Source organism: Tessaracoccus terricola, assembly GCF_054776555.1.
The window spans coordinates 631,965-654,686 of record NZ_BAAHBS010000005.1 but is presented as its reverse complement, the minus strand read 5'-3'; the positions used below and the strand labels follow the sequence as shown (position 1 = coordinate 654,686).

Below are 22,722 nucleotides of genomic sequence, written 5' to 3'. Positions count from 1 at the left end.
CCCCAAACCTATCGTCAGCCGCGCGGGCAGGCGCAGCGGTCCGCGGGCGCCACGTCGCCGAGTGCGAACTCGATGTGTTCGCCGCAGCCCTCCCAGGTGGGCTTGTTGCAGTTGGAGCAGGTGATCTTGGAGCACATGGTGTCCAACCATACCTGGGGCGTCACCGTGGTTCCGAACGGGCCCTGCACCCCGTCGCAACAGGGCAGGACGGTCAGTCGATCTTGACGCGCGCCACGTCTGTGACGAACTCTCCCAGCAGGCGTTCGCCGATGCCCTGGAAGTCAGTCGGGTCCCCCGTCGTGAGGAAGGTCCGGGTGGCCTCGCGCGGTCCCTCGTGGACGAGGCCGCGGCGGGTCAGCATCGCGAAGGCGGCCTGGGCGGCGGCCTCGGCACTGGAGACCAGGGTGACGCCGTGGCCCATGACGTAGTTGATGACGCCGCTGAGCAGCGGGTAGTGCGTGCACCCCAGCACCAAAGTGTCGATCTCGGCTTCGGTGAGCGGGTCGAGGTACTCCCGGGCGACGTCGAGCAGTTCGTCGCCGCCGGTGATGCCGGCCTCGACGAACTCCACGAAACGGGGGCAGGCCTGCGTGACCAGTTCGATGTCGGTGTTGATGGCGAACGCGTCGTCGTAGGAGTTCGAGCGCGCCGTGGACTCGGTGCACACGACGCCCACCCGGCCGCTGCGCGTGGCTGCCGCGGCGCGGCGGGCCGCGGGGAGGATGACCTCGGTGATCGGCACGGAGTAGCGTTCACGGGCGTCGCGCAGGACGGCCGACGAGGCGGAGTTGCAGGCGATCACCAGCGCCTTCACGTCCAGGGAGGCGAGGTGGTCCAGCCCCTGCAGGGCGAACTCGCGCACCTGCGCGATTGGGCGCGGACCATAGGGCTGGCGCGCCGTGTCGCCCAGGTAGACGAAGTCCTCGTTGGGGAGTTGGTCGACGAGGGCGCGCATGACCGTGAGGCCACCGAATCCCGAGTCGAAGATCCCGATTGGCCTGCCCAGATCGTTCACTGTTCTCCTGCCTGCACGGCCAGCATCCGCGCCTCGAGCGCGTCCTCGATGAGGTATCCGAGCCAGTCACACACGGCGACGGCGGTGGGGTTGTTCGCCAGGTCGCGGCGCGTCGCCTCGGCGAGCCGGTCGGTGCGGCCGGTCAGGTCCACGTTCCACTGCGCCCGAATGGCGGACATGGTCTTGACCCAGGCATCGATCCGGCCGAGCGTGACGTAGACCACGGCGTCGTCCTCCATCGAGACGTCCGCCAGCACCATCCGGGCGGCGTCGATCCGGTCGCGCGCCTGCTGCGTGATGGCGTCACGTCGGAACTGGCGGGCCTGCTCGTCGTCGTCGAGGGCCGGCGGGAACAGCCGGGCCAGGGACGGGTCGGCCTCGACGAGTTCGTCGGGCCGGTCGGCGAACTCGGCCGCCAGCTGGTCCATCGGGTCGTCGTAGTCCTCGGGCAGGAGATCGTCCAGCCCTTCGATGTGGCGCACCACCAGCGCACCCATCACCGCGGCGTGGCCGTCGCTGCCGTCGAACTCCCACACCACCTCGTTGTCACCGGGCCTCATGCGCGCTCCATCGTGGCCCAGAGGGTGTAGTTCTGCATAGCCATGACGTCGCGCTCCATCGCCTCGCGGTTCCCGGTGGAGACCACGGCCTTGCCGTCGTTGTGGACTCGCAGCATCAGGGTCTCCGCCTTGTCACGCGAGTACTTGAAGTACTCCTGGAACACGTAGGTCACGTAACTCATCAGGTTGACCGGATCATCCCAGACGATGGTGACCCACTGCTGGGCGGTCACGGGCGCCTCCGAGGGTGCGTCGAGGACGTCGACTCCCCCGGCCTGCTCCGGTACGCCTTGCTCTGTCATTCCTCCATTCTTACCAGCCGTGGACGAAGATGCACGCGCCCCGAGCTTTCACGCCGCTAGAGTCCACCCATGACAACGGCTCTGCTGACAGACCACTACGAGCTCACCATGGTCCAGGCCGCGCTGGACGCGGGCACCGCTGACCGCCACAGCCTGTTCGACCTGTTCACCCGACGCCTGCCCGACGGCCGCCGCTACGGCGTGGTGGCGGGCCTCGGCCGCGCCATCGAGGCCATCGAGAACTTCCGCTTCGACGAGCCGGAGATCAGCTGGCTGCTCGAGCAGGGCGTGATCAAGGACAACCTCGCCGAGTGGTTGGCGGACTACCGCTTCTCCGGCGACATCTGGGGCTACCCCGAGGGCGAGGTCTACTTCCCCGGCTCCCCCGTGCTCACCGTCGAAGGCTCCTTCGCCGAGTGCTGCATCCTGGAGACGGTGCTGCTGGCCATCTACAACCACGACTCCGCCATCGCCGCGGCGGCCTCGCGCATGACCTCGATGGCCGACGGCCGCCCCTGCGCGGAGATGGGCGCGCGCCGCACCCACGAGTGGGCCGCCGTCGGCGCTGCCCGGGCCGCCTACATCGCGGGCTTCGCGGCGACGTCGAACCTGGAGGCCGGGCGCACCTGGGGCATCCCCACCATGGGCACCGCCGCGCACTCCTTCACGCTCCTGCACGACACGGAGGAGCAGGCGTTCAAGGCGCAGCTCGCCAGCCTCGGTGACGACACCACACTGCTGGTGGACACCTACGACGAGGAGGCCGCCATCCGCCTCGGCGTCCAGCTCACCGAGGGCCGGCTGGGCGCCATCCGGCTGGACTCCGGGGACCTGGGCATCATGGCCCGCCGCGCCCGCGACCTGCTGGACGACCTCGGCGCCACCGACACCCGCATCACGGTCACCTCGGACCTGGACGAGTGGCAGATCGCCGCCCTCAGCGGCGCCCCGGTCGACGGCTACGGCGTCGGCACGTCACTGGTGACCGGCTCTGGCCACCCCACCTGCGGGTTCGTCTACAAGCTGGTGGCCCGCGCAGACTCGGCTGACCCGACCGCGCCCATGACGCCGGTGGCGAAGAAGTCCAAGGGCAAGAACACGCTGGGCGGCCGAAAGTTCGCGATGCGTCGCCGCGACGAGAAGGGCGTGGCCGAGGCCGAGGTGATCGGGATGGGCACCCCACCGGCCAACGACGGCGACGACCGCGACCTGCTGGTGGACGTCTACAAGGCCGGCGAGCTGGTGCACCACGTCACCCTCGTCGACGCCCGTGAACGCCACGCCGCCTCCCTGGCGGAACTGCCGCTGGCCGCCCGCCGCATCAGCCACGGCGACCCGGCCATCGAGACCATCATCCTCGACGCCTCCGGCGACGAGACCACCAACCCCTACCAGGCCGCCCCCAACCCGGGGAACATCTGAACCTCAGTCGCCGGACCAGCGGGAGTGGGGCTGGCGCTCCAGACCGTTCATGACGGCCGCCAGCCGACGGGGCAGTTCGGCGGTGAAGATGTCCTCCAACTGCACGAGCTCCCCCGACGCGTCCCGCAGCGGGATGCGCCAGTTCGGGTACTCGTTGTGGGTGCCGGGCTGGTTCTGGGCCACCCGCTCCCCCACTGCGTCCACCAACGCCGCCTGCAGCACCTTCGACGGCGTGCGCCGCAGGAACCGGTGGAGCGCCAGCATGACCTCCTCCGGGTCGTCGCGGTTCGCGGGGCCAAGATCCCCGGCGTCGACGAGGTGCTGCAGCCAGGCCGCCTGCTCGTCGCGGGCCGCCGCCAGTTCGTCGGCGAGGGGCTCGGTCAGCAGACCCAGGTCGTCGCGCAGCCTGACGTGGTCCCCGGCGAGGTATCCGAGCGTGGGCGGCAGGTCGTGGGTGGTGACCGAGGCCATGCAGTACTCGCGCCACCGCTCGGGGGGCAGCGGGCCGCCATGACCGTCGGACTCGAACCACAACACGGAGGTGCCGAGGATGCCGCGCTCGCTCAGGTAGTCGCGCACCCACGGCTCGACGGTGCCGAGGTCCTCCCCCACCACCAACGCCTGGGCGCGGTGCGCCTCGAGGGCGAGGATGCCCACCATCGCCTCGTGGTTGTTGCGCACGTAGGTACCGAACTTCGGGCCGAGGCCCTGGGGCACCCACCACAGCCGGAACAGGCCGATGATGTGGTCGATGCGCACGCCGCCCACGCGGCGCAGGGTGGCGGCCACCATCGCCCGGAACGGCGCGTAGGCCACCTCTTCGAGCCGGTCTGGACGCCAGGGCGGCTGGCCCCAGTCCTGGCCGGCCTGGTTGTACTGGTCCGGCGGGGCCCCGACGTGGATGCCCTCGGCGAAGAGGTCACGCATCATCCAGGTCTCGGCGCCGCTGGTGTTGACGCCGACGGCGAGGTCCGTGACGACGCCGACCCGCATCCCCACCTCGTGGGCGACGGTCTGGGCCGCTGAGAGCTGGGTGTGGGCGATCCACTGCAGCCACTCGTAGAACTCGACGCGGCCGGCGTGCGCGGCCGCGTGGTCCAGCACGTCCGGGGACGTGGGGCTCTGGTACTGCTCGGGCCACTCCAGCCAGTTCGTGCCGAGCTCCTCGCACAGCACGCTCCACACGGCGAAGTTCCGCAGGGCGCTGCCCTCGCGGTAGCGGAAGTCGTCGAAAGCGATGTCGCGTGCGGCGCGCCTCCCCACGGCGAACACCAGCTCCAGCGCCTCGCGCTTGGCCTCCCAGCTCCCGTTGCGGTCGATGACCGCCGGGTCGGACTCCTTGGCCAGGGTGGCCCGCATCGCACGGATCCGCTGCCGGTCGCCCCGGTCCAGGTCCGCGAACTCCGGGATCGACTCGGGGTGGATGTAGACGGGGTTGACGAAGCGGCGGCTCGCCGGCAAGTACGGCGACGGCTCCATCGGTGCCGTGGGTTCGGCTGCGTGCAGCGGGTTGATCAGCACGTACCCGGCGAACTGGCGGGTGCCGGACCAGGTGATCAGGTCCGCCAGGTCGGTCAGGTCCCCCATCCCCCAGGACCGCTCGGAGCGGACGCTGTAGAGCTGGGTGGCGTAGCCCCAGATCCGCTCGTCGCGCATCGCGGCGGGGAAGCCGAGGAAGCGGGGTGTGACGATCAGGGAGGCCTGTGCCACTCCTTCGACGCCGGTGGCGACGATGGTGTGGTACCCGAGCGGGAGGTCCTCGGGGACGACGAAGGTGGCCTCGCCGCGCATGGCGCCGTCCACCTCGATGTCGGGCACGTGGTTGTCGCTCTGGCCGAGGTTGCGGCGCTCGCCAGACTCCAGCACCACCTGCACGCCCACGCCGGAGCCGGCGGGGACGTGGACTGGGATCGGGGTGACCTCTCCTTGCTTGATGACGGTGCACGGCGGCAGCACCCGGCGCCAGTAGCCCTCGTGCAGGCAGCGGCGGGCGTCGTCGCGGGCCTCCTGGGTGGTGGCGTCGACGCCCAACGCACCCAGCACGGTGATGATGGTCTCGGCGGGGATCAGGGTGTGGCGGCCCTTCCAGTCCCAGAACTCGCGGGCGATGCCGTGGTGGTCGGCGAGTTCGGCCAGGCCGTCGGGGAGCCCGTTCACTTCTTCCTCACCACGACGGTCTTCGCGATCAGGTCATGAAGGGCCTGCCGCTTGGGAGTGAACAGGGACACCAGCGCGAACACCATGGGGCCCACCAGCGGCACCTGCCACGTGAGCACGGCCAGCGCGGCCCGCGCGAACGACTGCCCCCAGCCGACCCGGGCGTCGAGGCCCGAACCGTCGGGCACCACGCGCAAGCCGACCGCCATCTGGCCGAGGGTGGCGCCCTTCAGGGCCACCATCACCGCCCGGTAGCCGAACCACACCACAGCCATCGCCACGGAGAACATCGTCAGGCCGTCCAGGGCGCTCTGCGGAATCTCGGGGACGACGATCGCCCCCTGGGAGGCGGCGATGAACACCTCGGTGTAGTAAGCCTGCAGGTCCTGCATGAAGGGCATCGTCGAGAGGATGAGGGTGGCCGGGATGAAGAAGATCAGGTAGTCGAGCACGGCCGCCAGCACCCGCTGCCACCAGCCCGCGAGCCTAGGCAGTCCGAACGACGCCGGGGCCCCGGGCACGTAGCCGTAGCCCTGGGTGGGCTGCTGGCCGTAGCCCTGGGGCTGCGCGGGCTGGGCCGGTGCGTGCAGGCCCCCGGTGGGCCTCGTCACCTGTGACCAGGTTCCCCCGTCCCAGTAGCGTTCGTCGCCGGAACCGGCGGGGTCGGGGTACCAACCCGCGGGGGGCTGGTAGGAGGTCTGGCTCATGCGCTCAAGGATGCCAAGTTATTCAAGTGATCGCCACAAGGGATTGACACACGCGGTATTTACCGCGGAGGCCCCTGATGCGCGACAATGGCCAGGATGGAGATGATCGGGCGCTACAGGATCACCGGACGAATCGGGTCCGGTTCCTTCGCGACCGTCTACCGCGGCCAGGACGACAGCCTCGAGGTCCCCGTTGCCATCAAGGTGCTCGCGGACAACTGGGCCGGCAACGACGACGTCCGGGCCCGCTTCCTCGCCGAGGCCCGACTGCTGCGCCGCCTCGCCGACGAACGCGTGGTGCGCGTCTACGACATCGGGACCACGGACCGAAACCAGCCCTACTTCGTCATGGACCTCGCCGACGGCGGCTCGCTGGAGGCGCTCCGCAAGCGGCTCGTGGCCCCCGGGCTCGCCTTGCGGCTGTGCGCGGAGGCCTGCCGCGCCTTGGACGTGCTGCACCGCAACCAGCTGGTGCACCGCGACGTCACACCGGGCAACATCCTGCTCTCCAACGGCCCCGGCGGGGTGCGGGTGATGCTGGCTGACCTCGGCGTCGCCAAGTCCCTGCTCGACGAGTACCGCGACACCATGACCGCCGGCACCCCCGCCTACATGGCACCCGAGCAGGCACGCTCCACCCAGCTGGACCAGCGCTCGGACCTGTACTCGATCGCCTGCGTCACCTACGCGATGCTCACCGGCCGTCCGCCGTTCCCGGCCAAGACGCTGCAGGAGGTGCTGGACCGCAACCCGGCCATCCCTCCCACCCCCATCGCCGCGCAGCTCGGCGCCCCTCCCCTGCTCGACGAGGTGCTCGCCTCCGCGCTGTCGGTGGACCCGAACCGCCGCCCCCAGACAGCACTCCAGCTGGCCGACGCCCTGGACCGGCTCGCCGACGCCCTGCCCGGCGGCGACGAGTTCCGTCCCCGCCGGATGGTGGCCACCCACAACCCCGGCACCCCCGCGTCGGCGCCGTCGATGCCGAACGCGCCCGCACCGTCGGTGGTTGCCGTCAGCGGCGGCCACTCGTCCGGCAGCCTGCACCCGCGTTCCCAGACGCCGATGGTGATGCTGGACAACTACATCGGCAAGGACCGCTACAAGCCGAAGAAGACCAAGGAGCGGCACTCCCCGCTGTTCTACGTTTGGGTGGTGGTCAGCGCCGCGGCCCTGCTGGGCCTCACCATGTGGGCCACCGTCCACTTCCTGACCACCTGAGTCAGACCGGCTCCTTCAGCGACGAGTTGGCGATGGGGCCGATCCGGAACGTCGTCACCAGCCCCACCACGCACATCACCAACAGCACCGCGAAGACCGTGAGGAAGCTGGCCTGCAGGTTGGGCAGCAGCGCCGCGTAGAGGGCGCCGGCGATGCCGGTCATCAGGGCGTTGCCGAGTCCCTCGGCCAGTTGCAGCCCGGAGTTGTTGGCGCCCTGCTCGTGCGGGCCGGACAGGTCCATGGTGGCGACGGCGGTGCTGGGCAGTTGCACGCCCATGCCGAGGCCGGCGAACAGCCAGCCAGCCAGCGCGATCCACACGGCCCAGTCCAGCGCGATGAATGCCGTGATCACCAGCAGCGCGAAGATCACCAGTGCTGTGCCGATGCTGATGAGCTGGTCTCGGCGCAACCGGATCCACGGCCGGGCCTGCAGCCACGCGCCCAGGGACCAGGACACGCTGCCGATGGTCAGGATGAGGCCGGCCTCCAGCGGCGTCAGCCCGCGGAGCTCCTGCAGGACGAGCAGCATGAAGGCCTCGGCGGCGAAGAAGCTGCCGGCCTGCAGCGCCCGGGAGGCCACCACGGCGCCCAGCCCGCGGCCGAGCAGGTTGATGGCCTTCGGCATCACCTTCCGCAGGCCGAGCACCAGCCCCACCAGGCCGACGACGACGGCCGCGACGCTCCAGGGGCCGAGGCCCTCACCGCCCAACTGGACGAAACCTGGCGCCAGGGCGACGGCGGCCACGGCCCACCACGGCACCCTCCCGGAGCGTTGCCCGGGTACGAAGTGCTCCTGCACCCGTCGCATCGAAGGCAGGGCCAGCGCGGCGGCCACCAGCAGGAACGGGATCATCAGGGCGAACACCAGGTGCCAGGTGATCGTGGTCAGCCACGCCGCCACGGGCGGACCCACGAAGGCGGGCAGCAGCCAGATGAAGCTGATCCAGCCCAGCACCGTGGCCCGCTCCGGTCCGTAGAACACCAGCGCGATGGTGACGTAGAGCGAGAGCGTCAGGCCACCGGCACCGAGCCCCTGCAGGAAGCGTGCGAGGAACAGCACCCAGACGTTGCCGGCGAAGGTGGCCAGCAGCAGCCCCGCGAGGAACAGCACGAACCCGGCCAGCATCGGCGGCAGCGGGCCCTTGCGGTCGGACACCCGGCCCGCGACGATCGTCGCCAGCAGTTGGCCTATGACGAAGGTGGAGAACGCCCACGCGTACAGCTGCGAGGCGTCGAACTCGGCCATGATCGTGGGCATCGCGGTGGCGATGCCGATCATCTCGAAAGCCACCCCGAAAACGCTCAGGAACAGCCCGAGCAACAGCTTCCTGCGCCCCGGCATCACCGTGCGTTCCTCCTCCATCGTCCCTCCGGCCTAGAATCGGTGCCATGAGCGAACTCGCCCCAGGCTCCCAGACGGTCATCGACGAACGAACCGAACAGTTCGAGGACGGCGACCATGAGCGATTCTCGCACTATGTGCCAAAGGACAAGCTGATGAAGGCCATGGTGACGGGCACTCCCGTCGTCGCGCTGTGCGGAAAGGTCTGGGTGCCCACCAAGAACCCCGACAAGTACCCGGTGTGCCCCGAGTGCAAGGAGATCTGGCAGAGCCTCAACCCCGGGAAGTGACCGTCGAACCGGGGGGGCGACGGGGCGGAGCCCCTCAGTAGCGGTAGTGCTCCGACTTGTACGGGCCGGCCACGTCGAGGCCGAGGTAGTCGGCCTGCTCCTGCGTGAGCTCGGTGAGTTCAACACCGAGTGATGTCAGGTGCAGGCGGGCGACCTCCTCGTCGAGCTTCTTGGGCAGCGTGTAGACGCCGACGGGGTACTCCTCGGGACGGGTGAACAGCTCGATCTGGGCGAGCACCTGGTTGGTGAAGGAGTTGCTCATCACGAACGAGGGGTGGCCGGTGGCGTTGCCCAGGTTCAGCAGGCGCCCCTCGGAGAGCACGAGGATGGCGTGGCCGTCGGCGAAGGTCCACTTGTCCACCTGCGGCTTGATGTTGGTGCGGGTGACGCCCTCGAAGGCGGCCAGCCCGGCCATGTCGATCTCGTTGTCGAAGTGGCCGATGTTGCCGACGATGGCCTGGTGCTTCATCCGCGACATCTGCTCGGCGGTGATCACGTGGAACCCGCCGGTGGCGGTGATGAAGATGTCGGCGGTCTCGACGACTGAGTCGAGCGCGGCCACCTGGTAGCCGTCCATGGCCGCCTGCAGCGCGCAGATGGGGTCGATCTCGGTGACGATGACGCGGGCGCCCTGACCGCGCAGGGACTCGGCGCAGCCCTTGCCGACGTCGCCGTAGCCGCAGACCACTGCCACCTTGCCGCCGATGAGGACGTCGGTGGCGCGGTTGATGCCGTCGATCAAGGAGTGGCGGCAGCCGTACTTGTTGTCGAACTTGGACTTGGTGACCGAGTCGTTGACGTTGATGCCGGGGAACAGCAGCTTGCCGTCACGGGCCATCTCGTAGAGGCGCATGACGCCGGTGGTGGTCTCCTCGGTGACGCCCTGGACGGAGTCCGCGATCGCCTTCCAGTCCACCTTGCCGTGGTCCTCGCGGAGCGCGGCCTTGACGACGCGGAACTCCTCGGAGTCGCTCGGATCGTCGGCGGGGACCTCGCCGGCCTCCTGGGCCCAGACCCCCTGGTGGACCAGCAGCGTGGCGTCGCCGCCGTCGTCGAGGATCATGTTGGGCAGCTTGCCGTCGGGCCACTGCAGGATCTGGCGGGTGCACCACCAGTACTCCTCCAGGGTCTCGCCCTTCCACGCGAACACCGGGATGCCGGCGGCGGCGATGGCCGCGGCGGCGTGGTCCTGGGTGGAGAAGATGTTGCACGACGCCCAGCGCACCTCGGCACCCAGCGTCACGAGGGTCTCGATCAGGACGGCGGTCTGGATGGTCATGTGGATCGAGCCGGCGATCCGGGCCCCGGCGAGGGGCTGCGAGGCGCCGTAGCGTTCCCGCATGGCCATCAGGCCGGGCATCTCGTGCTCGGCGAGCTCGATCTCCTTGCGTCCGAACTCGGCCAGGGACAGGTCTGCTACTCGGTAATCCACGCTGGGAGTTTAGCTGTCCTTCCGGAGGGAAGCGATGTGGGTCAGGGCCAGGTCGTAGCCGTGCAGGCCCAGACCCGCGATGACGCCGGTGGAGTACGGCGAGACCACGAGGTGCTTGCGGAAGTCCTCGCGGCCGTGGACGTTGCTGATGTGGACCTCCACCACCAGTTCCACCTGTGCCACGGCGTCGGCCACGGCGATGCTGTAGTGGCTCCATGCGGCCGGATTGAGCACCACCGGCAGGCCCTCGTCGGCGGCCTGCCCGAGCCAGTCGAGCATCTCGCCCTCGTGGTTGGTCTGGCGCACGTCCACCTCCAGCCCGAGCCCGGCGCCGACGGCGACGAGGTGCTCGGCGAGCTGGGCGTGGGTGGTGGACCCGTAGATCTCCGGCTCGCGCTTGCCGAGCCGGCCGAGGTTGGGGCCGTTGAGGACGAGGACCTTGGTCATGGGAAGGAGTCTGCCAGAGCGCCGGGTGGCTCAGCCGACGTCTCGCAGGCCGATGCCCAGGTAGGCCGCCGCGTAGCGGCCGTGCTGCAGCAGCGTGACGTAGCGCTCCACGTCGGAGCTCTCCAGGCCCGGCTCCCCCGAGGAGATCGAGCACACGCGGACGCCGACGGCCTCGGCGATCCGACCGAGCCGCCTGGAGACACCGTGCAGCCTGTCGGGCACCTTGTCCTCGTCCAGCAGCATCAGCACCGGCGGGGCCTCGACGTCGGACTCGAAGGGGTCGGCGAACGGGTCCCGCGGGGTGACGGCGCGCAGGATGGTCTCCAGTTCGTCGGCGTCGGCGGCGAGCGCGGGCCGGCCGCTGGCACGGCGCATGGCCTCGGCGATCCTGCGCGAGGCCCGGGCCGCCAGCACGGTGCCGCCCCAGACGAGGGGCAGCCCCTCGGCCAGCCCGATGGCGCAGTCCTTGGCCGGGTTCTGCCCGATCTCGTGGAACGGCGAGCACAGCCCCGCCACCAGGTCCGCGGCGTCGGCCACCTGCTCAGGCTCGAAGGCCGGCCCGAGTTCGAGGCGGCCCAGCAGTCCGAGGACGGCGACGGCGGCGGCCATCGGGTCGGCGTCGGAGGCCGGGACGACGGTGGTGCCGTGTGAGGAAGCGGCTGCTGCGAGCGCGGAGTCGTCGGGTGCCGCGACGATGATCGTGGCGCCCCGACGGGCGGCCTCACCGGCGCAGTCGATCTCCCAGGCGCTGGCGTCGTGCCCGCCGAGGATGACCACGAGGTCCAACGGCCCCACCCAGGCGGGCAGGGTCGGGCCCGGCCAGGCCATGAACGGCACGGGGCACACGGGCTCCAGCACAGCCCGCACGAGGCGGGCCTCCTGCCCGATCACGAGCACGCCGCGGGGCCGGTCGGCGCCATCGATCCGGCCGACGGGCTCGGACGTGGCCGCGCGCCGGATGCGCGCACCGGTCTCGGCCAGCCAGCGCAGCTCCGGGTCATCCCGGACGTCGGTGGCCTCCAGGCGGGCGTCGTCGAACGAGGGACGGGGCATCGGCGGTCCCTACTGGGTGCTGCGGGCGCGGTCGATGAGCAGGACGGGGATGCGGTCCTCGACGGGGTAGGCCAAGCCGCAGTCCTGGCCGGTGCAGACCAGCTCGGAGGCGTCGTAGTCGACGGCGAACTTGGAGTGGCAAGCCGGACAGGCCGCGATCTCCAGGAACTCTGGCGTTAGGTCCATGTTCTGCTCACCCATTGTGGTTCTCCTGTTCGGTTGCCGACGTCGTCAAATCTAGCCCGCCGCCGTGGCGGCCACCAGTTCCAGCACCTCGTCGCGCAGCGCCGCCATCTGCTCGGCGGAACGGGCCTCAACGTTGAGCCGCAGCAGCGGTTCGGTGTTGCTCGGGCGCAGGTTCAGCCACCAGCCCTCGTCGCGGTTGGAGATGGTCAGGCCGTCGGTGTCGTCGCGCTCGCCGCGGCCCTCGAAGGCCGCCGCGACGGCGTCCTGGCAGGCGGTGGCGTCGGCGACGGTGGAGTTGAGCTCGCCCGAGCGGTGGTAGCCGTCGAACTCGCGGGCCAGCACGGACAGCGGCTGGTCCGAGGCGCGCAGCAATTCCATGACGTGCAGCGCAGCGAGCATCCCGGTGTCCGCGGACCAGAAGTCGCGGAAGTAGTAGTGGGCGGAGTGCTCGCCGCCGAAGATGGCGTTCTCCTGGGCCATCAGGGCCTTGACGTAGGTGTGTCCCACCTTGGACTTCACGAGCCGTCCCTTGTCCCCCACTGCCTCCTCGACGGCCCACGAGGTGATGGTGTTGGTGACGATCGTCCCACCGGGTTCCTTGCGCAGCTCGGCCAGCGCGATCATGGCGGTCACCACCGACGGGTCCACGACGTCGCCGCGCTCGTCGATGATGAAGCAGCGGTCCGCGTCGCCGTCGAACACCAGCCCGAGGTCGGCACCGTGCTCCCGCACCGCCTGCTGGGCGTCCACCAGGTTCTCCGGCTCCAGCGGGTTGGCCGGGTGGTTGGGGAAGGTGCCGTCGAGCTCCAGGTACAGGCCCACCACGTCGAGCCGGCGCCCGGCGAGGGCCTGGCGGACGGTGTGGCCGGCCATGCCGTTGCCGGCATCGACGACGACGTGCAGGTCCCGGCCGTCGCCGGCCGGCACGAGGGCGGACAGCTTCTCGGCGTAGGCGGCCAGCGTGTCCAGGACCCGGTAACCGCCGGTGGGCTCGGGCCCGAGGGTGACCTCGGCCGCCCGGTCCCGCAGCCGGGCCGTGAAGTCGGCGGGGACGGGGCGGGCGTCGGCCAGGCAGAACTTGATGCCGTTGTAGTCGGCCGGGTTGTGGCTGGCGGTGAACTGCACCCCGGGCTCGGACAGCCACCCGGAGGCGAACCAGAGCTGGTCGGTGGAGGTGAGGCCGACGTCGACCACGCCGGCCCCGGCCCGGCGGGCGCCGTCAGCGAAGGCGAGGGAGAGTTCGCGCCCCAGGACGCGCATGTCCCTGCCCATCACGAACTCACGGCCCTGCAGGCCCAGGAGTTCGACGAAGGCGGCGCCGAGCGCGCGGGCACCGTCGGTGTCCCATTCGGGGAACTCGCCGACGACCATGCCACGGATGTCGTTGGCCTTGAAGATCTGGGGTTCGAGCACTCCCGCAGCCTACTCGCCCTGTGGGGCGGGCGGCGTGCTCAGTCGAGGCTCGGCAGCAGCCGCAGGTGGCCGGCCTGGCGTGTCGCCTCGGCCGTGGCGGGCACCTCGGCGGGTGCGACCGGCTCCACGTCGTCGTGCCGCAGCCCGATGGCCCGCACCGCGTCGGCGAGGGCCAGCAGGTCGTCGTCGTCCTCGGCGGTCCGGGTGGGGCTGGGGGCGTCGTCGAGCGGTAGCCGGATGACCTCCCACCCCCTGGGCACGCTGGTCCGTTCGGCGTGGTCGCCGCACAGGTCATGGGCACCGGGGACGCGGGCGGCCGCGAGGGGGCCGAGCACCGCCGTCTGGTCGGCGTAGACGTAGGTCAGCGTGGCCACCGCCGGTGAGAGGCAGGCAGTCCTGGAGCAAAGGCGCACCCGAACAACCTAGCCCTCCCGGGCTAGAGTTGGCGCATGCCACGCAGCAGGGACCGACATGGACGAGGAATCAGGGGTCCCCTGGCGTTGCCGCACGCGTGGTCGAAGCGCCCGGTTCCGCTGAGCCGGCCGAGCCGGACCGACTTCTTCAACGAGTGCGTCACCGCCGCCATGGCGGAGATCGCGGAGGTCAATCCCGAGGCGCTCGACGGCGTCATCGTCGGCGTGGAGGACGTGCCCCACTTCAACATCAACTGGTCCGGGGACCGGGTCCCGATGTCGGCCGCGCTGGAGCCGAGCCGCGGCCGCAAGGCGCAGATCGTGATCTACGAGCGACCTCTCGAGCACCGGGCAACCACCCGCGAGGAGTTGCGCCGCCTGGTGCAACGCACCATCGTCGAGCAGTTGAGCGCGCTGACGGGCCTAGACATCGCCCAGTTGACCGACTACGCCGACGAGTGGGACGACTGGGACGACTGAAGCCCTACTGCAGCGACGGATCCAGTTCCGCGTCGAGCGGTTCCACCGCTGCCGCACCGCTGCGTTGCAGCGGCACCACCGCCATGCCGGCGCCATCGAGGAACGTGACGGCCCCGACCACCTCCACGTCGGCCTCCACCTCCACGAACTGGCCCTGAGGTGCCGCCACAGCCAGCGGGACGCTGATGGTCCGTCCCGCAGGAACCGCGATCTCCGTCTCGGTCTCGGCGCCGCCGGTCACGGTGTGCCTCAGCGTCACGGTGGCGTCGGCCCCCGCGGAGGCCAGCTGCAGCACGCCCGCCGCAGGCACTGCGGCGGCGAGTTTCACGCCGCGCTCCGACGGCGCGACGAAGGCCTGTTCCGAGACCACGGGCCCGGCCGGGTCCAGCAGCGCGGGGCCGACCACCACGGAGGCGCCGATCTCCGCATCCGAGGTGATCCGCAACGCCGTGGCCTCCCCCGCGAGTGAACCTCCCAGCGGCACCGCGAGGGTGCTGCCCGCCGGGATGCTGAGGTCGCTGCCACCCAGCGGGGTGTACTCGGAGGTGGCGCCCAGCGCGGAGATGTCCGCGGTGACACGCTCGGAGGTCGGGTTGGCCAGGAGGACGGTGGCGTTCCCGGCGCCCTCGGGGATCCCGGCCACCACGTGCTCGGTGGCAGCCCGGAAGGCGGTGGCCGTGTCCAGCGCGGTGGCGGTGGTGGTGCGTGCGATGACGGTGGCGCGGCCCCGGGTGGCCCGGAACTCGACGGCGACAGGGCCGGTCTGCTCGGTGAGCACCGACAGCGCGATCACCCGGCTGCTGTTGGGGGCGATCGCGATCCCCCGCGCCCCGAGCGCCCGGATCTCGCCGTCCTCGCCGTGCAGGGTCAGGTCCACGGCGGCCTCACCCTGGTCCGAGTTCACGATCAGCAGTTCCGTCTCGGCAGCCGTGGGAACCAGCAGCATGCCCTCCGCGAGCGCGGGCCCACAGGGCGTCCAGGACTTGGTGGTGCCGATCGCGTTCAGGTAGCCACCCACGAGCGACCCGGTGCCGGTCAGCACCACCGGTTCCGTCTGCTCGCCGAGGACGACGAAGCCGGCGGCTGACGCACCGGGCTCCCCCAGCCCGCCGATCTCCTCGACGCCGGCGGCGAACACCACACCCGCGCCCCCGGCGGGCAGGCAGACCACCTTGTTGTCCTGCGGCGGCATCACCCGGGTGACCCGCGGCAGCGCCGCCGGGCTCAGCGACGTGATGCCGAGCACGAGGGCCACGAGCAGGGCCACGTACCCGAGGGTCTCCAGAATCCTCCTGAGCATCACGCCCCCCTCCTCGCGGTGGTGCCGCTGCCCAGTGTGGGCGCTGCCAGTGCGGCGACCAGCAGGAGCACGAGGCCCTGCCAGGCCACCCAGCCCCACGCCGGTCGCAGCGAGTAGCTGAGTTGGCCGTCGACGCCCTCGGGGACCTCGAACGTGACCGCCGGCCGCTCCGTCGCGACCGCCACCTCCTGACCACCCACGGAGGCCTGCCAACGCACGTCGGCCTCCTCGGCCACCAGCACGTACCGCGTGCCGTCCCCGGCCGGGACCACACCGTCGGCCAGTGGCACGTTGCCGGTGCCGTCGACGAGCTGCGCCCGGCTCACCAGGCCGAGGACGGTCCACACGACGGTGTCCTCGTCGGCCGCGGCGCGTGAGAGCCCCGCGGCGTTGCCGATCGCGGCCTGCCGGTCCGCGTCGAAGCCCTTCATCCAGACGTGGCTCACGGCCAGCGAGGAGAGCTGCTGTGCGAGGTCCTCGGGCGCGTCACCTCCGCTGAACGACTGCACCAGGCCCGCGAACTGCGAACGGAACGTCCCAGCGGGATTGCGCTCGCCGGTCCCCCAGGTGGGCTGCGAGCCGTCGACGACGTTCCAGGCGATGGTGCGTTCGTCCACCAGTTCGATCATCAGGGCGCGGGTGTCGCGCTCGGAGGCGATCACGTCGCGGACGTAGCCGGGCAGTTGCGACGGGTTCTGCCCGACGGGGCCCCGGAAGCCGTACCAGCCCCAGGTGCCCACGGCCAGCAGCGCCACCGCGGCCAACAGGGCCAGGTCCGCCCGCAGGTCCATGGCCGGCTCTTCCTCCGGCTCGCGGCGGACGTGCGGGGTGAGGATCGTGACCAGGAGCGCGGCCACCACAAGCAGCGCCCAGCCGGACAGCAGCGCCCGGGACTCGCCCCCGTTCACCTGCAGGGAGAGTCTGGACAGGGCCACGCCCGCGAGCAGCGGGAGACCCATGGACGAAGCGGCGAGGAGGCGGGTGGGCGTAGTGGGCATCCGCAGCATCGCCACGAGGGCCAGCACGCCGAGGATCGCGAAGAACGCGATGTTGACCCACAGCGGGAACCCCGAGGGGAGGATGCGGCCCACGAGGGTGGCGCTGGAGGCCGGTGGGTAGGCGGGCCAGGCCAGTGGGTCCGCCCCGGTCAGGATCCTGCCGGGCCAGCGCAGCAGGGTGGGCAGCCAGGGCAGCAGGAACAGCCACGGGAGGCCGACGGCCACCAGCAGGTCCGCCCAGCGGTGCTTGTGGCGTCCCAGCCACACCAGGCCGGCCACGGTGGCCAGGACCAGCATGATGGGCCACGCCACTGCACAGGCCAGCAGCCAGAACGCGGCGCCGGCCGGGGCGCGCAGTCGTTCCACGCCACTGGCGTTGTTGGTGGCCACCCGGTGGACACTGCGGGCCAGCAGGGGGCCGGCGATGCCGAGGACCATGCCCGACATGTCGCCGGCGGTCACCAGGCCGAGCAGGATCACCGCACCCGCCCAGGCACCGCCACCCACGGCAGAGACGGTGCGCGTGGCACCGAGCGTCTTCAGGAGCCGGTGCCCGGCGAAGGCCGCGAGCAGTGGCAAGAGCAGCAACGCGGCGAACGCGAACCAGTCCGGACTGCCGAGCGCGAACGTGGCGAAGAAGGCGTTGAAGCCCAGCCACGGCGCGTTGCCGCCCGAGACGCCGACGATGGGTGTCAGGAACGCCGACCAGGCCTCGGCGAGGCTGCCCGGTGCGGCGAGCATGCCGCCCCCGGCCACCTGTCCGGAACCGAGGAGGGTCCGTCCGGCGACGAGACCGGCCACCAGCAGCACGGTGAACAGGATCACCAGCGGCGAGGTGATCCTGCGGACACGACGGCCGCTGCCGGCGAAGTCGTCGCCGGTGAGTTCGTCGATGCCGGTGTCGCCCTCGGAGGTGGCGGTGACGTCCCGGTAGCGCTCGGCGATGGCGTTGCCGAAGCGGTCGAAGGCGTTGCGCACGCTCCAGAACCGGTCCGGCAGGATGCCGGAGAGGTCCACGCCGTCGCCGGGGACGGACCTTGCCCGCAGCGCCTTGGTGGCGGCCCCGCCGGCGGCGAACCGGGCCGCGGCCCGCAGTTCGGCCCCGGACCGGGACGGTGACTTGAGTGCGAGGAAACCGAGGGCCCGCAGCGCGCTCCCCAGCAACAGCACCGCGCCGCGGGTGGGTTTGTTCCCACGTGCGGCCACCACCCGCATGGCTGCGAGCCGGTCGGCCTCGTGTGAGTTGCGGGCGACGCCCGGGGTCCGCTCCCCGGTCCTGCCGGCCTGGCGGTGTGTCAGTGCCGCGTCCGGCCAGGTGGTGGCGACGTGGCCGGCCTCGGCGGCGCGCCAGCCGAGGTCCACGCCGTCGCGGTGCAACGGCAGCTCGGGCGCGAGGCCACCGAGCTCCCGCCAGAGGTCTCCCCGGACGAGTAGGCCGGCGGTGGACCCGCCCAGGACGGGCTCGGGGGTCTCCTGCTGCTGGTCGATGTCCCCCTCGTCGACGCTGAGCACGCGGCGTCCGCTTCGGGTGATGCTCTGCCCCACCTCGGCGACGGTCTCGGGGTAGTTGCGGCGCCTGGGTTGCAGGAGCTTCGGGAACAACAGGGCGGCGCCGGTGGTGCGCGCTCCGAGCAGGAGTTCGGCGAGTGCGTCGGTACGTGGGGCGGAGTCGTCGTGCAGCAGCCACACCCACTCGGGTGTGTCGTCGCCGATGCCGATGTCGACGGCCTGCCCGAAGCCGTGGGCGGCGTCGCCGTCGCGGAGTTCGTGGATGACGCCCTCGGCGAGGGCCGACTCGAGGAGAACGCGACTCGTGTCGGTGGACCCGTTGTCCACGGCGACGATGCGCCCGGGCCGGGGATCCAGCCGCGCCAGGCTCAGGAGTTGGCGGGGCAGCCACTCGGCCGCGTTGTGGACCACCATCACGGCGGTCACGGCTGCGGGATCGACCTCCGGGTGCTCGAGGACGTCCTCGTCCTCAGCGGCCCAGGACCACAGGTCCTCGAGACCACCCACCGGCTCGTCGTTGCTGGACAACGCAGCTCCCATCGTCGAATTGCTCAGCCGACGATAGCCGACGATTGCGGCTCCGGCTCAGCCGGCAGCTCGCTTGAGTTTGCGCCGCTCGCGCTCGGAGAGCCCACCCCAGATTCCGAACCGCTCGTCATTGGCGAGCGCGTACTCCAGGCACTCGGTCTGCACGGTGCAGCCCTGGCAGACCTTCTTGGCCTCCCTGGTCGAACCGCCCTTCTCGGGGAAGAACGCTTCAGGGTCCGTCTGCGCGCACAGCGCTTCTTCCTGCCAGGCGAATACACCCTCCGGCTCACCCACCAGGGAAAAGATGTCGTCCACTTTGCTGCCTCCCTTCACCGACTAGTTGCATTGAATTACACACGTGTCATTAGGCAACGTCAAGCGGATTCGGCGATTCGGTGTCCCCGTGCGGCGTGTTGGGTTGACGTCAGCGTCGTCGCGGAGGGCGCAGGAGGGTCCCGTCGGGGTCGTCCTCGTTCTTGCGCGGCCAGGGTGTGCTGCCGCGATGCCATGCGACGGCGCCGGTGGCGCGGCGCTCGGGCGGTCCGGCCGCCGGGGTGGCCGCGGAGACCGGGTGCGGCGCGGCGGGCACAGCGGGATTGACGGGCCGGGGCAGCCTGCCGGACAGGTGCGTTCGGACCGTTCCGGGATCAGCCTCGACGGGTCGCACGGGTGGGCTGGCCGGTGATGGCGGGAGCGCCGCTTCGGCGGGGCTGGGGCGGCTCGCCGGGGCAGGACCCTGCCTGACCTGGAGCCGGGCCGCGACGAACTCCATGGCCGCCCAGGCCGCGAGGGTGAGCCCCAGCACGATCCCTGAGACCACGCCCAGCACTGCCCCGAGGGAGACGGCGTCGGTGTCCGTCAGGACGATCCCCGCCACGAGCCCGATCCGCACCAGGAAGAACACCAGCGCACCGACGGCGGTGGCGCCCTTGACGGTCACGGAGCGGCGGCTGGGGCGCAGGAGTGTCGCGAAGACCACGGCAAGAGTCACGGGTACGAATGCCGTGGGACCACCGGCCGCGGCGATCCCCATCGGGTCCGCGGCCACCAGCGAGTAGATGATGCCACCCAGTTCCAGGACCCCGAGGGTCAGGAACACCAGCGGGAGGGCATGCTGGGCCGCCTCGAGGGGCCTCGATCTCCAGAGCACAGCGGCACCGCTTCCTTTCCGGTCAGGAGAATTCTGCACCATGGGTGGTTCGCACCACTTCGACGAGTTCCTTGACCCGTTCGGTCTCCGCCAGCGGCGCCACCAGCGTCGCCCCCGCGGTGTGCACCACCAGGGTGTCGTGGAGCCCCAAAGTGGCCACCACGTGCGCCCCCGGTTCGGTGTTGACGACGATGCAGCCGCGGCTGTCCAGGTTCACAGCGCGGCCCTCCACGCGGTTGCCCTGGCCGTCGGTGGCGAACTCCTCCGCCAGCGCCAGGTAGCCGCCCACGTCGCGCCAGGAGACGTCCAGCCCGACGGCCACCACCGTGGCGTCGGTGGCACCCTGCGAGACCGGCTCCATCACGCCGTAGTCCACCGAGGTCTTCTCCAGGGTCGGGAACACCTCGTCGAGGCTGTCCGGCTCAGCGATGATGCGACGCATCTTCTTGGCGGTGTCCGGCAGGAGCGCGTCCAGTTGCTCCAGCAGGGTGGTCGCCCGCCACACGAACATGCCGGCGTTCCACCAATACTCACCACTGTCCAGGTAGCGCTGGGCCACCTCCAGCTCCGGCTTCTCCTTGAAGGAGCTGAGCCGATGGACGCCCTCGAACCCGGACAGCGGTTCGGCCCGGTGGAGGTAGCCGTAGCCGGTGTGCGGCGAGGTGGGCACGATCCCCAGGGTCACGAGCGCCCGCGGGTGGGCGTCGACCACGTCGAAGGCAGTCTCCAGACTGCGCTGGAACCGGTCAACCGGCGAGATCAGCTGGTCCGCGGTGACCATGGCCACCACGGCGTCCGGGTCGCGCGCGGCCAGCAACGCTGCGGACCAGGCGACGGCGTTCAGCGAGTCCCGGCCGACCGGCTCACCGAGGATGTTCTCGGCGGGCAGTTCGGGCAGCTGGGCGGCCACCACGTCGGCGTAGTCGCGGGAGGTGCAGGTCAGGATGTTGGCGTCCGGGACCAGCCCGGCCAGCCGTTCGTAGGCGAGCCGGAGCAGGGACTTGCCGTTGAAGATCTCCAGGAGCTGCTTGGGGGTGCCCTTGCGGGACAGCGGCCAGAGTCTGGTGCCGGACCCGCCGGCCATGATGACGACGTATCGCATTGGTCAACCGTATCCAACCCGGCCTACCATCAGCAGATGGCCATTTCAGCGTTGCAGCGCCGGGTCGAGTCGGACCCCGCCCGCCCACTGTTCATCCACTACGACGGCGAGGCCGGCTCCCGCATCGAGCTGTCCGCCAAGACCTTCGCCAACTGGGTGGACAAGACCTGCAACTTCCTGGACACCCTCGGGGTCGAGCCGGGCGAGTCTGTCCGGGTCGAGCTCGCCAACACCCACCCCGGACACTGGGTCACTGCCGTCTGGGTGGCGGCCTGCTGGCAGCGGGCCTGCACGGTGACCACCGACGGTGACGACGTCGCACTGGTGGTGGCCGGGCCGGACGCCTTCGCCTACCGGGTGCCGACCGTGGCCTGCTCCCTGCACCCCCTGGGGATGGCCTTCGACGAGGTGCCCCAGAACTGCACCGACTACGCCGAGGTGTTCTCCGAGCCGGACGTGCACATGGTGGAGGCCACCTCCCCCGCGCAGCTGGCCTGGACCCCGGACGTGGCGTTCGCGTCCCTGGCCACGGCCGACACCCGCTCGGAGCCGGCGCTGTTCGTCGATCCGTTGCCGGGCTGGTCCACCATGCGCAAGCTCCTCGTCGCCCCGCTGCTGGGCGGCGGCTCCACCGTCGTGGTGACCGGCGGCGACGACGCCCTCGTGGAGCGCGTTCGCCGCGACGAGCAGATCCCGGGCTAGTAGTCCTCGGGGCGGACGCCCCGGAGGAACCCCGCGCCCCAGCACACGTGCATGGTGGCCAGCACCAGCGGGAGGCGGAGCCGGGCGGCGGGGCTGAGCCCGCCCATGGTGGCGGTGGCCACCAGCAGGAAGACCGCGTACACGGCCGGCGCCAGCAGGCCCGCGGTGAGGAGTCGGTTGCGCAGCACCAGTCCCAGCACCCCCGCGACGAGGCCGACGGCCAGCCCCGTGACCGCGACGGGCGGTGCGAGGTAGCGCAGGCTTACGGTCTCGGGGTGCCGACGGGCCACCTCGCGGCGCCACTGCCCCGTGGTCCAGAACTGCTTCGCCAGGGCTCGCAGCGACGAGCGTGGCCGGTAGAGGACCGTCAGTTCCGGCGTGAACCAGACCACGTGCCCCGCCTCCCGGAGTCGGTGGTTCAGTTCCCAGTCCTGCGCACGGTGCATGGTCTCGTCGAAGCCGCCCACCTCGGCCAGGGCCTCGCGCCGGAACGCCCCCAGGAACACCGTCGGGGCCGGTCCGGCCGGGGTGTCCTCGAGGTGGAAGCCGCCGCCGCCGAGCCCGAGGCGGGAGTTGTATGCGGCCGCCACCGCCTCCTCGAAGGGGGTCTCGCCGCGGGCGTCCATCCGGCCGCCGACGTTGGCGGCGCCGGTCTCCTCCAGCAGTCGCACGACGGTGGCCAGGTAGCCCTCGCTCAACTCGCCGTGGCCGTCGACGCGCACCAGGATGTCGTGCCCGGCCTCGGCGATGGCGATGTTCAGCCCGGCGGGGGTCCTGCCGGTGGGGTTCTCGACGACGCGGACGTGGTCCTGCTCCGCGGCGATCCGCGTGGCCACCTCCCAGGTCCGGTCCTCGCTGGGCCCGACGGCCAGCACCACCTCGACGTCGCCGTCGTAGTCCTGCCCGAGCACGCGGGCCACGGCCCGTTCGAGATAGGGCTCCTCGTTGCGAACGGGCATGATCACGCTCACGCCGGGGGAATCCACCATGGGGATC

At 71.0% G+C, this 22,722-nt stretch carries 24 protein-coding genes; 5 read left to right on the top strand and 19 right to left on the bottom strand.

Annotated elements, in window-relative coordinates:
• Positions 1-14: 14 nt before the first annotated feature.
• The 4 genes from ACYU7G_RS12940 to clpS form a co-directional block, all read right to left on the bottom strand.
• The gene (locus ACYU7G_RS12940; RefSeq protein ID WP_461108459.1) at positions 15-137 is read right to left on the bottom strand and encodes a hypothetical protein; all 123 of its coding nucleotides are present in this window, start codon (positions 135-137) and stop codon (positions 15-17) included.
• Between the two features lie 74 nt (positions 138-211).
• Positions 212-955 carry a glutamate racemase gene (murI, locus tag ACYU7G_RS12935; protein ID WP_461109585.1) on the bottom strand — a complete coding sequence of 248 codons (744 nt, stop codon included), beginning with the start codon at positions 953-955 and terminating at the stop codon, positions 212-214.
• A 56-nt stretch (positions 956-1,011) separates the two neighbouring features.
• On the bottom strand, positions 1,012-1,575 hold the full coding sequence (locus ACYU7G_RS12930) for a DUF2017 family protein (protein WP_461108457.1): 564 nt from the start codon (positions 1,573-1,575) through the stop codon (positions 1,012-1,014).
• Positions 1,572-1,877 carry an ATP-dependent Clp protease adapter ClpS gene (gene clpS / locus ACYU7G_RS12925; RefSeq protein WP_461108455.1) on the bottom strand — a complete coding sequence of 102 codons (306 nt, stop codon included), beginning with the start codon at positions 1,875-1,877 and terminating at the stop codon, positions 1,572-1,574. The genes ACYU7G_RS12930 and clpS overlap by 4 nt, the downstream gene beginning before the upstream one ends.
• 69 nt (positions 1,878-1,946) lie before the next feature.
• Between clpS and ACYU7G_RS12920 the strand changes: the two genes are divergently transcribed.
• Positions 1,947-3,299 (top strand): nicotinate phosphoribosyltransferase, encoded by a 1,353-nt coding sequence (locus tag ACYU7G_RS12920; RefSeq protein ID WP_461108453.1) that lies wholly within the window; start codon positions 1,947-1,949, stop codon positions 3,297-3,299.
• 3 nt (positions 3,300-3,302) lie between these two features.
• Here the strand turns inward: ACYU7G_RS12920 and malQ are convergent, their stop codons facing one another.
• Complete coding sequence (gene malQ, locus ACYU7G_RS12915) at positions 3,303-5,456, bottom strand: 4-alpha-glucanotransferase (protein ID WP_461108451.1); 2,154 nt, start codon at positions 5,454-5,456, stop codon at positions 3,303-3,305.
• On the bottom strand, positions 5,453-6,163 hold the full coding sequence (locus tag ACYU7G_RS12910) for an RDD family protein (RefSeq protein ID WP_461108450.1): 711 nt from the start codon (positions 6,161-6,163) through the stop codon (positions 5,453-5,455). Before ACYU7G_RS12910 ends, malQ begins: the two co-directional genes overlap by 4 nt.
• Positions 6,164-6,259: 96 nt before the next feature.
• Here ACYU7G_RS12910 and ACYU7G_RS12905 point away from each other — a divergent pair, with 96 nt between their 5' ends.
• A complete protein-coding gene (locus tag ACYU7G_RS12905; RefSeq protein WP_461108448.1) occupies positions 6,260-7,381 on the top strand; it encodes a serine/threonine-protein kinase in 1,122 nt (373 codons plus the stop codon).
• 1 nt (position 7,382) lies between these two features.
• On the opposite strand, the gene ACYU7G_RS12900 is transcribed toward ACYU7G_RS12905, so the two are convergent.
• Positions 7,383-8,744, bottom strand: a complete 1,362-nt coding sequence (locus tag ACYU7G_RS12900; protein WP_461108446.1) for an MFS transporter — start codon at positions 8,742-8,744, stop codon at positions 7,383-7,385.
• A gap of 26 nt (positions 8,745-8,770) precedes the next feature.
• Between ACYU7G_RS12900 and ACYU7G_RS12895 the strand changes: the two genes are divergently transcribed.
• Complete coding sequence (locus ACYU7G_RS12895) at positions 8,771-9,013, top strand: DUF3039 domain-containing protein (RefSeq protein WP_143936853.1); 243 nt, start codon at positions 8,771-8,773, stop codon at positions 9,011-9,013.
• A gap of 34 nt (positions 9,014-9,047) precedes the next feature.
• On the opposite strand, the gene ahcY is transcribed toward ACYU7G_RS12895, so the two are convergent.
• Genes ahcY through ACYU7G_RS12865 form a run of 6 tightly spaced genes read right to left on the bottom strand, consistent with a single transcriptional unit; the run spans position 9,048 to position 13,957 of the window.
• A complete protein-coding gene (gene ahcY / locus ACYU7G_RS12890) occupies positions 9,048-10,445 on the bottom strand; it encodes an adenosylhomocysteinase (protein WP_461108443.1) in 1,398 nt (465 codons plus the stop codon).
• 9 nt (positions 10,446-10,454) lie between these two features.
• The gene (locus ACYU7G_RS12885; protein WP_461108441.1) at positions 10,455-10,892 is read right to left on the bottom strand and encodes a type II 3-dehydroquinate dehydratase; all 438 of its coding nucleotides are present in this window, start codon (positions 10,890-10,892) and stop codon (positions 10,455-10,457) included.
• Positions 10,893-10,922: 30 nt separating this feature from the next.
• On the bottom strand, positions 10,923-11,945 hold the full coding sequence (locus tag ACYU7G_RS12880; RefSeq protein ID WP_461108439.1) for a phosphoheptose isomerase family protein: 1,023 nt from the start codon (positions 11,943-11,945) through the stop codon (positions 10,923-10,925).
• Between the two features lie 9 nt (positions 11,946-11,954).
• Positions 11,955-12,146 carry a Trm112 family protein gene (locus ACYU7G_RS12875; RefSeq protein WP_461108437.1) on the bottom strand — a complete coding sequence of 64 codons (192 nt, stop codon included), beginning with the start codon at positions 12,144-12,146 and terminating at the stop codon, positions 11,955-11,957.
• A gap of 36 nt (positions 12,147-12,182) precedes the next feature.
• The gene (locus ACYU7G_RS12870) at positions 12,183-13,544 is read right to left on the bottom strand and encodes a phosphohexomutase domain-containing protein (RefSeq protein WP_461108435.1); all 1,362 of its coding nucleotides are present in this window, start codon (positions 13,542-13,544) and stop codon (positions 12,183-12,185) included.
• A 38-nt stretch (positions 13,545-13,582) separates the two neighbouring features.
• Positions 13,583-13,957 (bottom strand): DUF3499 family protein, encoded by a 375-nt coding sequence (locus tag ACYU7G_RS12865; RefSeq protein WP_461108433.1) that lies wholly within the window; start codon positions 13,955-13,957, stop codon positions 13,583-13,585.
• Positions 13,958-13,993: 36 nt separating this feature from the next.
• Here ACYU7G_RS12865 and ACYU7G_RS12860 point away from each other — a divergent pair, with 36 nt between their 5' ends.
• The gene (locus tag ACYU7G_RS12860; RefSeq protein WP_461108431.1) at positions 13,994-14,437 is read left to right on the top strand and encodes a metallopeptidase family protein; all 444 of its coding nucleotides are present in this window, start codon (positions 13,994-13,996) and stop codon (positions 14,435-14,437) included.
• 4 nt (positions 14,438-14,441) lie between these two features.
• Here ACYU7G_RS12860 and ACYU7G_RS12855 read toward each other — a convergent pair whose 3' ends face one another.
• The 5 genes from ACYU7G_RS12855 to ACYU7G_RS12835 form a co-directional block, all read right to left on the bottom strand.
• Positions 14,442-15,737 carry a DUF5719 family protein gene (locus tag ACYU7G_RS12855; protein WP_461108429.1) on the bottom strand — a complete coding sequence of 432 codons (1,296 nt, stop codon included), beginning with the start codon at positions 15,735-15,737 and terminating at the stop codon, positions 14,442-14,444.
• Positions 15,737-18,784: a glycosyltransferase family 2 protein gene (locus tag ACYU7G_RS12850; RefSeq protein WP_461108427.1), complete on the bottom strand. Its 3,048-nt coding sequence runs from the start codon at positions 18,782-18,784 to the stop codon at positions 15,737-15,739. The genes ACYU7G_RS12855 and ACYU7G_RS12850 overlap by 1 nt, the downstream gene beginning before the upstream one ends.
• A gap of 45 nt (positions 18,785-18,829) precedes the next feature.
• The gene (locus ACYU7G_RS12845; RefSeq protein WP_461108425.1) at positions 18,830-19,087 is read right to left on the bottom strand and encodes a WhiB family transcriptional regulator; all 258 of its coding nucleotides are present in this window, start codon (positions 19,085-19,087) and stop codon (positions 18,830-18,832) included.
• 109 nt (positions 19,088-19,196) lie between these two features.
• The gene (locus ACYU7G_RS12840) at positions 19,197-19,922 is read right to left on the bottom strand and encodes a hypothetical protein (protein ID WP_461108423.1); all 726 of its coding nucleotides are present in this window, start codon (positions 19,920-19,922) and stop codon (positions 19,197-19,199) included.
• Positions 19,923-19,944: 22 nt separating this feature from the next.
• The gene (locus ACYU7G_RS12835; protein WP_461108421.1) at positions 19,945-21,024 is read right to left on the bottom strand and encodes a mannose-1-phosphate guanylyltransferase; all 1,080 of its coding nucleotides are present in this window, start codon (positions 21,022-21,024) and stop codon (positions 19,945-19,947) included.
• Between the two features lie 36 nt (positions 21,025-21,060).
• Between ACYU7G_RS12835 and ACYU7G_RS12830 the strand changes: the two genes are divergently transcribed.
• Entirely contained in the window at positions 21,061-21,726 is a 666-nt protein-coding gene (locus ACYU7G_RS12830; RefSeq protein WP_461108419.1) for a TIGR03089 family protein, read from the top strand.
• Here ACYU7G_RS12830 and ACYU7G_RS12825 read toward each other — a convergent pair.
• Positions 21,723-22,715, bottom strand: a complete 993-nt coding sequence (locus tag ACYU7G_RS12825; protein ID WP_461108417.1) for a glycosyltransferase family 2 protein — start codon at positions 22,713-22,715, stop codon at positions 21,723-21,725. The genes ACYU7G_RS12830 and ACYU7G_RS12825 overlap by 4 nt on opposite strands.
• Positions 22,716-22,722 lie beyond the last annotated feature (7 nt).

Bases quoted from the DNA above. Each gene is read 5' to 3' on its own strand.
- ACYU7G_RS12940 (WP_461108459.1), bottom strand. From the start codon at position 137: ATGTGCTCCAAGATCACCTGCTCCAACTGCAACAAGCCCACCTGGGAG.
- murI (WP_461109585.1), bottom strand. From the start codon at position 955: ATGCGCGCCCTCGTCGACCAACTCCCCAACGAGGACTTCGTCTACCTG.
- ACYU7G_RS12930 (WP_461108457.1), bottom strand. From the start codon at position 1,575: ATGAGGCCCGGTGACAACGAGGTGGTGTGGGAGTTCGACGGCAGCGAC.
- clpS (WP_461108455.1), bottom strand. From the start codon at position 1,877: ATGACAGAGCAAGGCGTACCGGAGCAGGCCGGGGGAGTCGACGTCCTC.
- ACYU7G_RS12920 (WP_461108453.1), top strand. From the start codon at position 1,947: ATGACAACGGCTCTGCTGACAGACCACTACGAGCTCACCATGGTCCAG.
- ACYU7G_RS12910 (WP_461108450.1), bottom strand. From the start codon at position 6,163: ATGAGCCAGACCTCCTACCAGCCCCCCGCGGGTTGGTACCCCGACCCC.
- ACYU7G_RS12905 (WP_461108448.1), top strand. From the start codon at position 6,260: ATGGAGATGATCGGGCGCTACAGGATCACCGGACGAATCGGGTCCGGT.
- ACYU7G_RS12900 (WP_461108446.1), bottom strand. From the start codon at position 8,744: ATGGAGGAGGAACGCACGGTGATGCCGGGGCGCAGGAAGCTGTTGCTC.
- ACYU7G_RS12895 (WP_143936853.1), top strand. From the start codon at position 8,771: ATGAGCGAACTCGCCCCAGGCTCCCAGACGGTCATCGACGAACGAACC.
- ACYU7G_RS12885 (WP_461108441.1), bottom strand. From the start codon at position 10,892: ATGACCAAGGTCCTCGTCCTCAACGGCCCCAACCTCGGCCGGCTCGGC.
- ACYU7G_RS12880 (WP_461108439.1), bottom strand. From the start codon at position 11,945: ATGCCCCGTCCCTCGTTCGACGACGCCCGCCTGGAGGCCACCGACGTC.
- ACYU7G_RS12875 (WP_461108437.1), bottom strand. From the start codon at position 12,146: ATGGGTGAGCAGAACATGGACCTAACGCCAGAGTTCCTGGAGATCGCG.
- ACYU7G_RS12860 (WP_461108431.1), top strand. From the start codon at position 13,994: ATGCCACGCAGCAGGGACCGACATGGACGAGGAATCAGGGGTCCCCTG.
- ACYU7G_RS12855 (WP_461108429.1), bottom strand. From the start codon at position 15,737: ATGCTCAGGAGGATTCTGGAGACCCTCGGGTACGTGGCCCTGCTCGTG.
- ACYU7G_RS12850 (WP_461108427.1), bottom strand. From the start codon at position 18,784: ATGGGAGCTGCGTTGTCCAGCAACGACGAGCCGGTGGGTGGTCTCGAG.
- ACYU7G_RS12835 (WP_461108421.1), bottom strand. From the start codon at position 21,024: ATGCGATACGTCGTCATCATGGCCGGCGGGTCCGGCACCAGACTCTGG.
- ACYU7G_RS12830 (WP_461108419.1), top strand. From the start codon at position 21,061: ATGGCCATTTCAGCGTTGCAGCGCCGGGTCGAGTCGGACCCCGCCCGC.
- ACYU7G_RS12825 (WP_461108417.1), bottom strand. From the start codon at position 22,715: ATGGTGGATTCCCCCGGCGTGAGCGTGATCATGCCCGTTCGCAACGAG.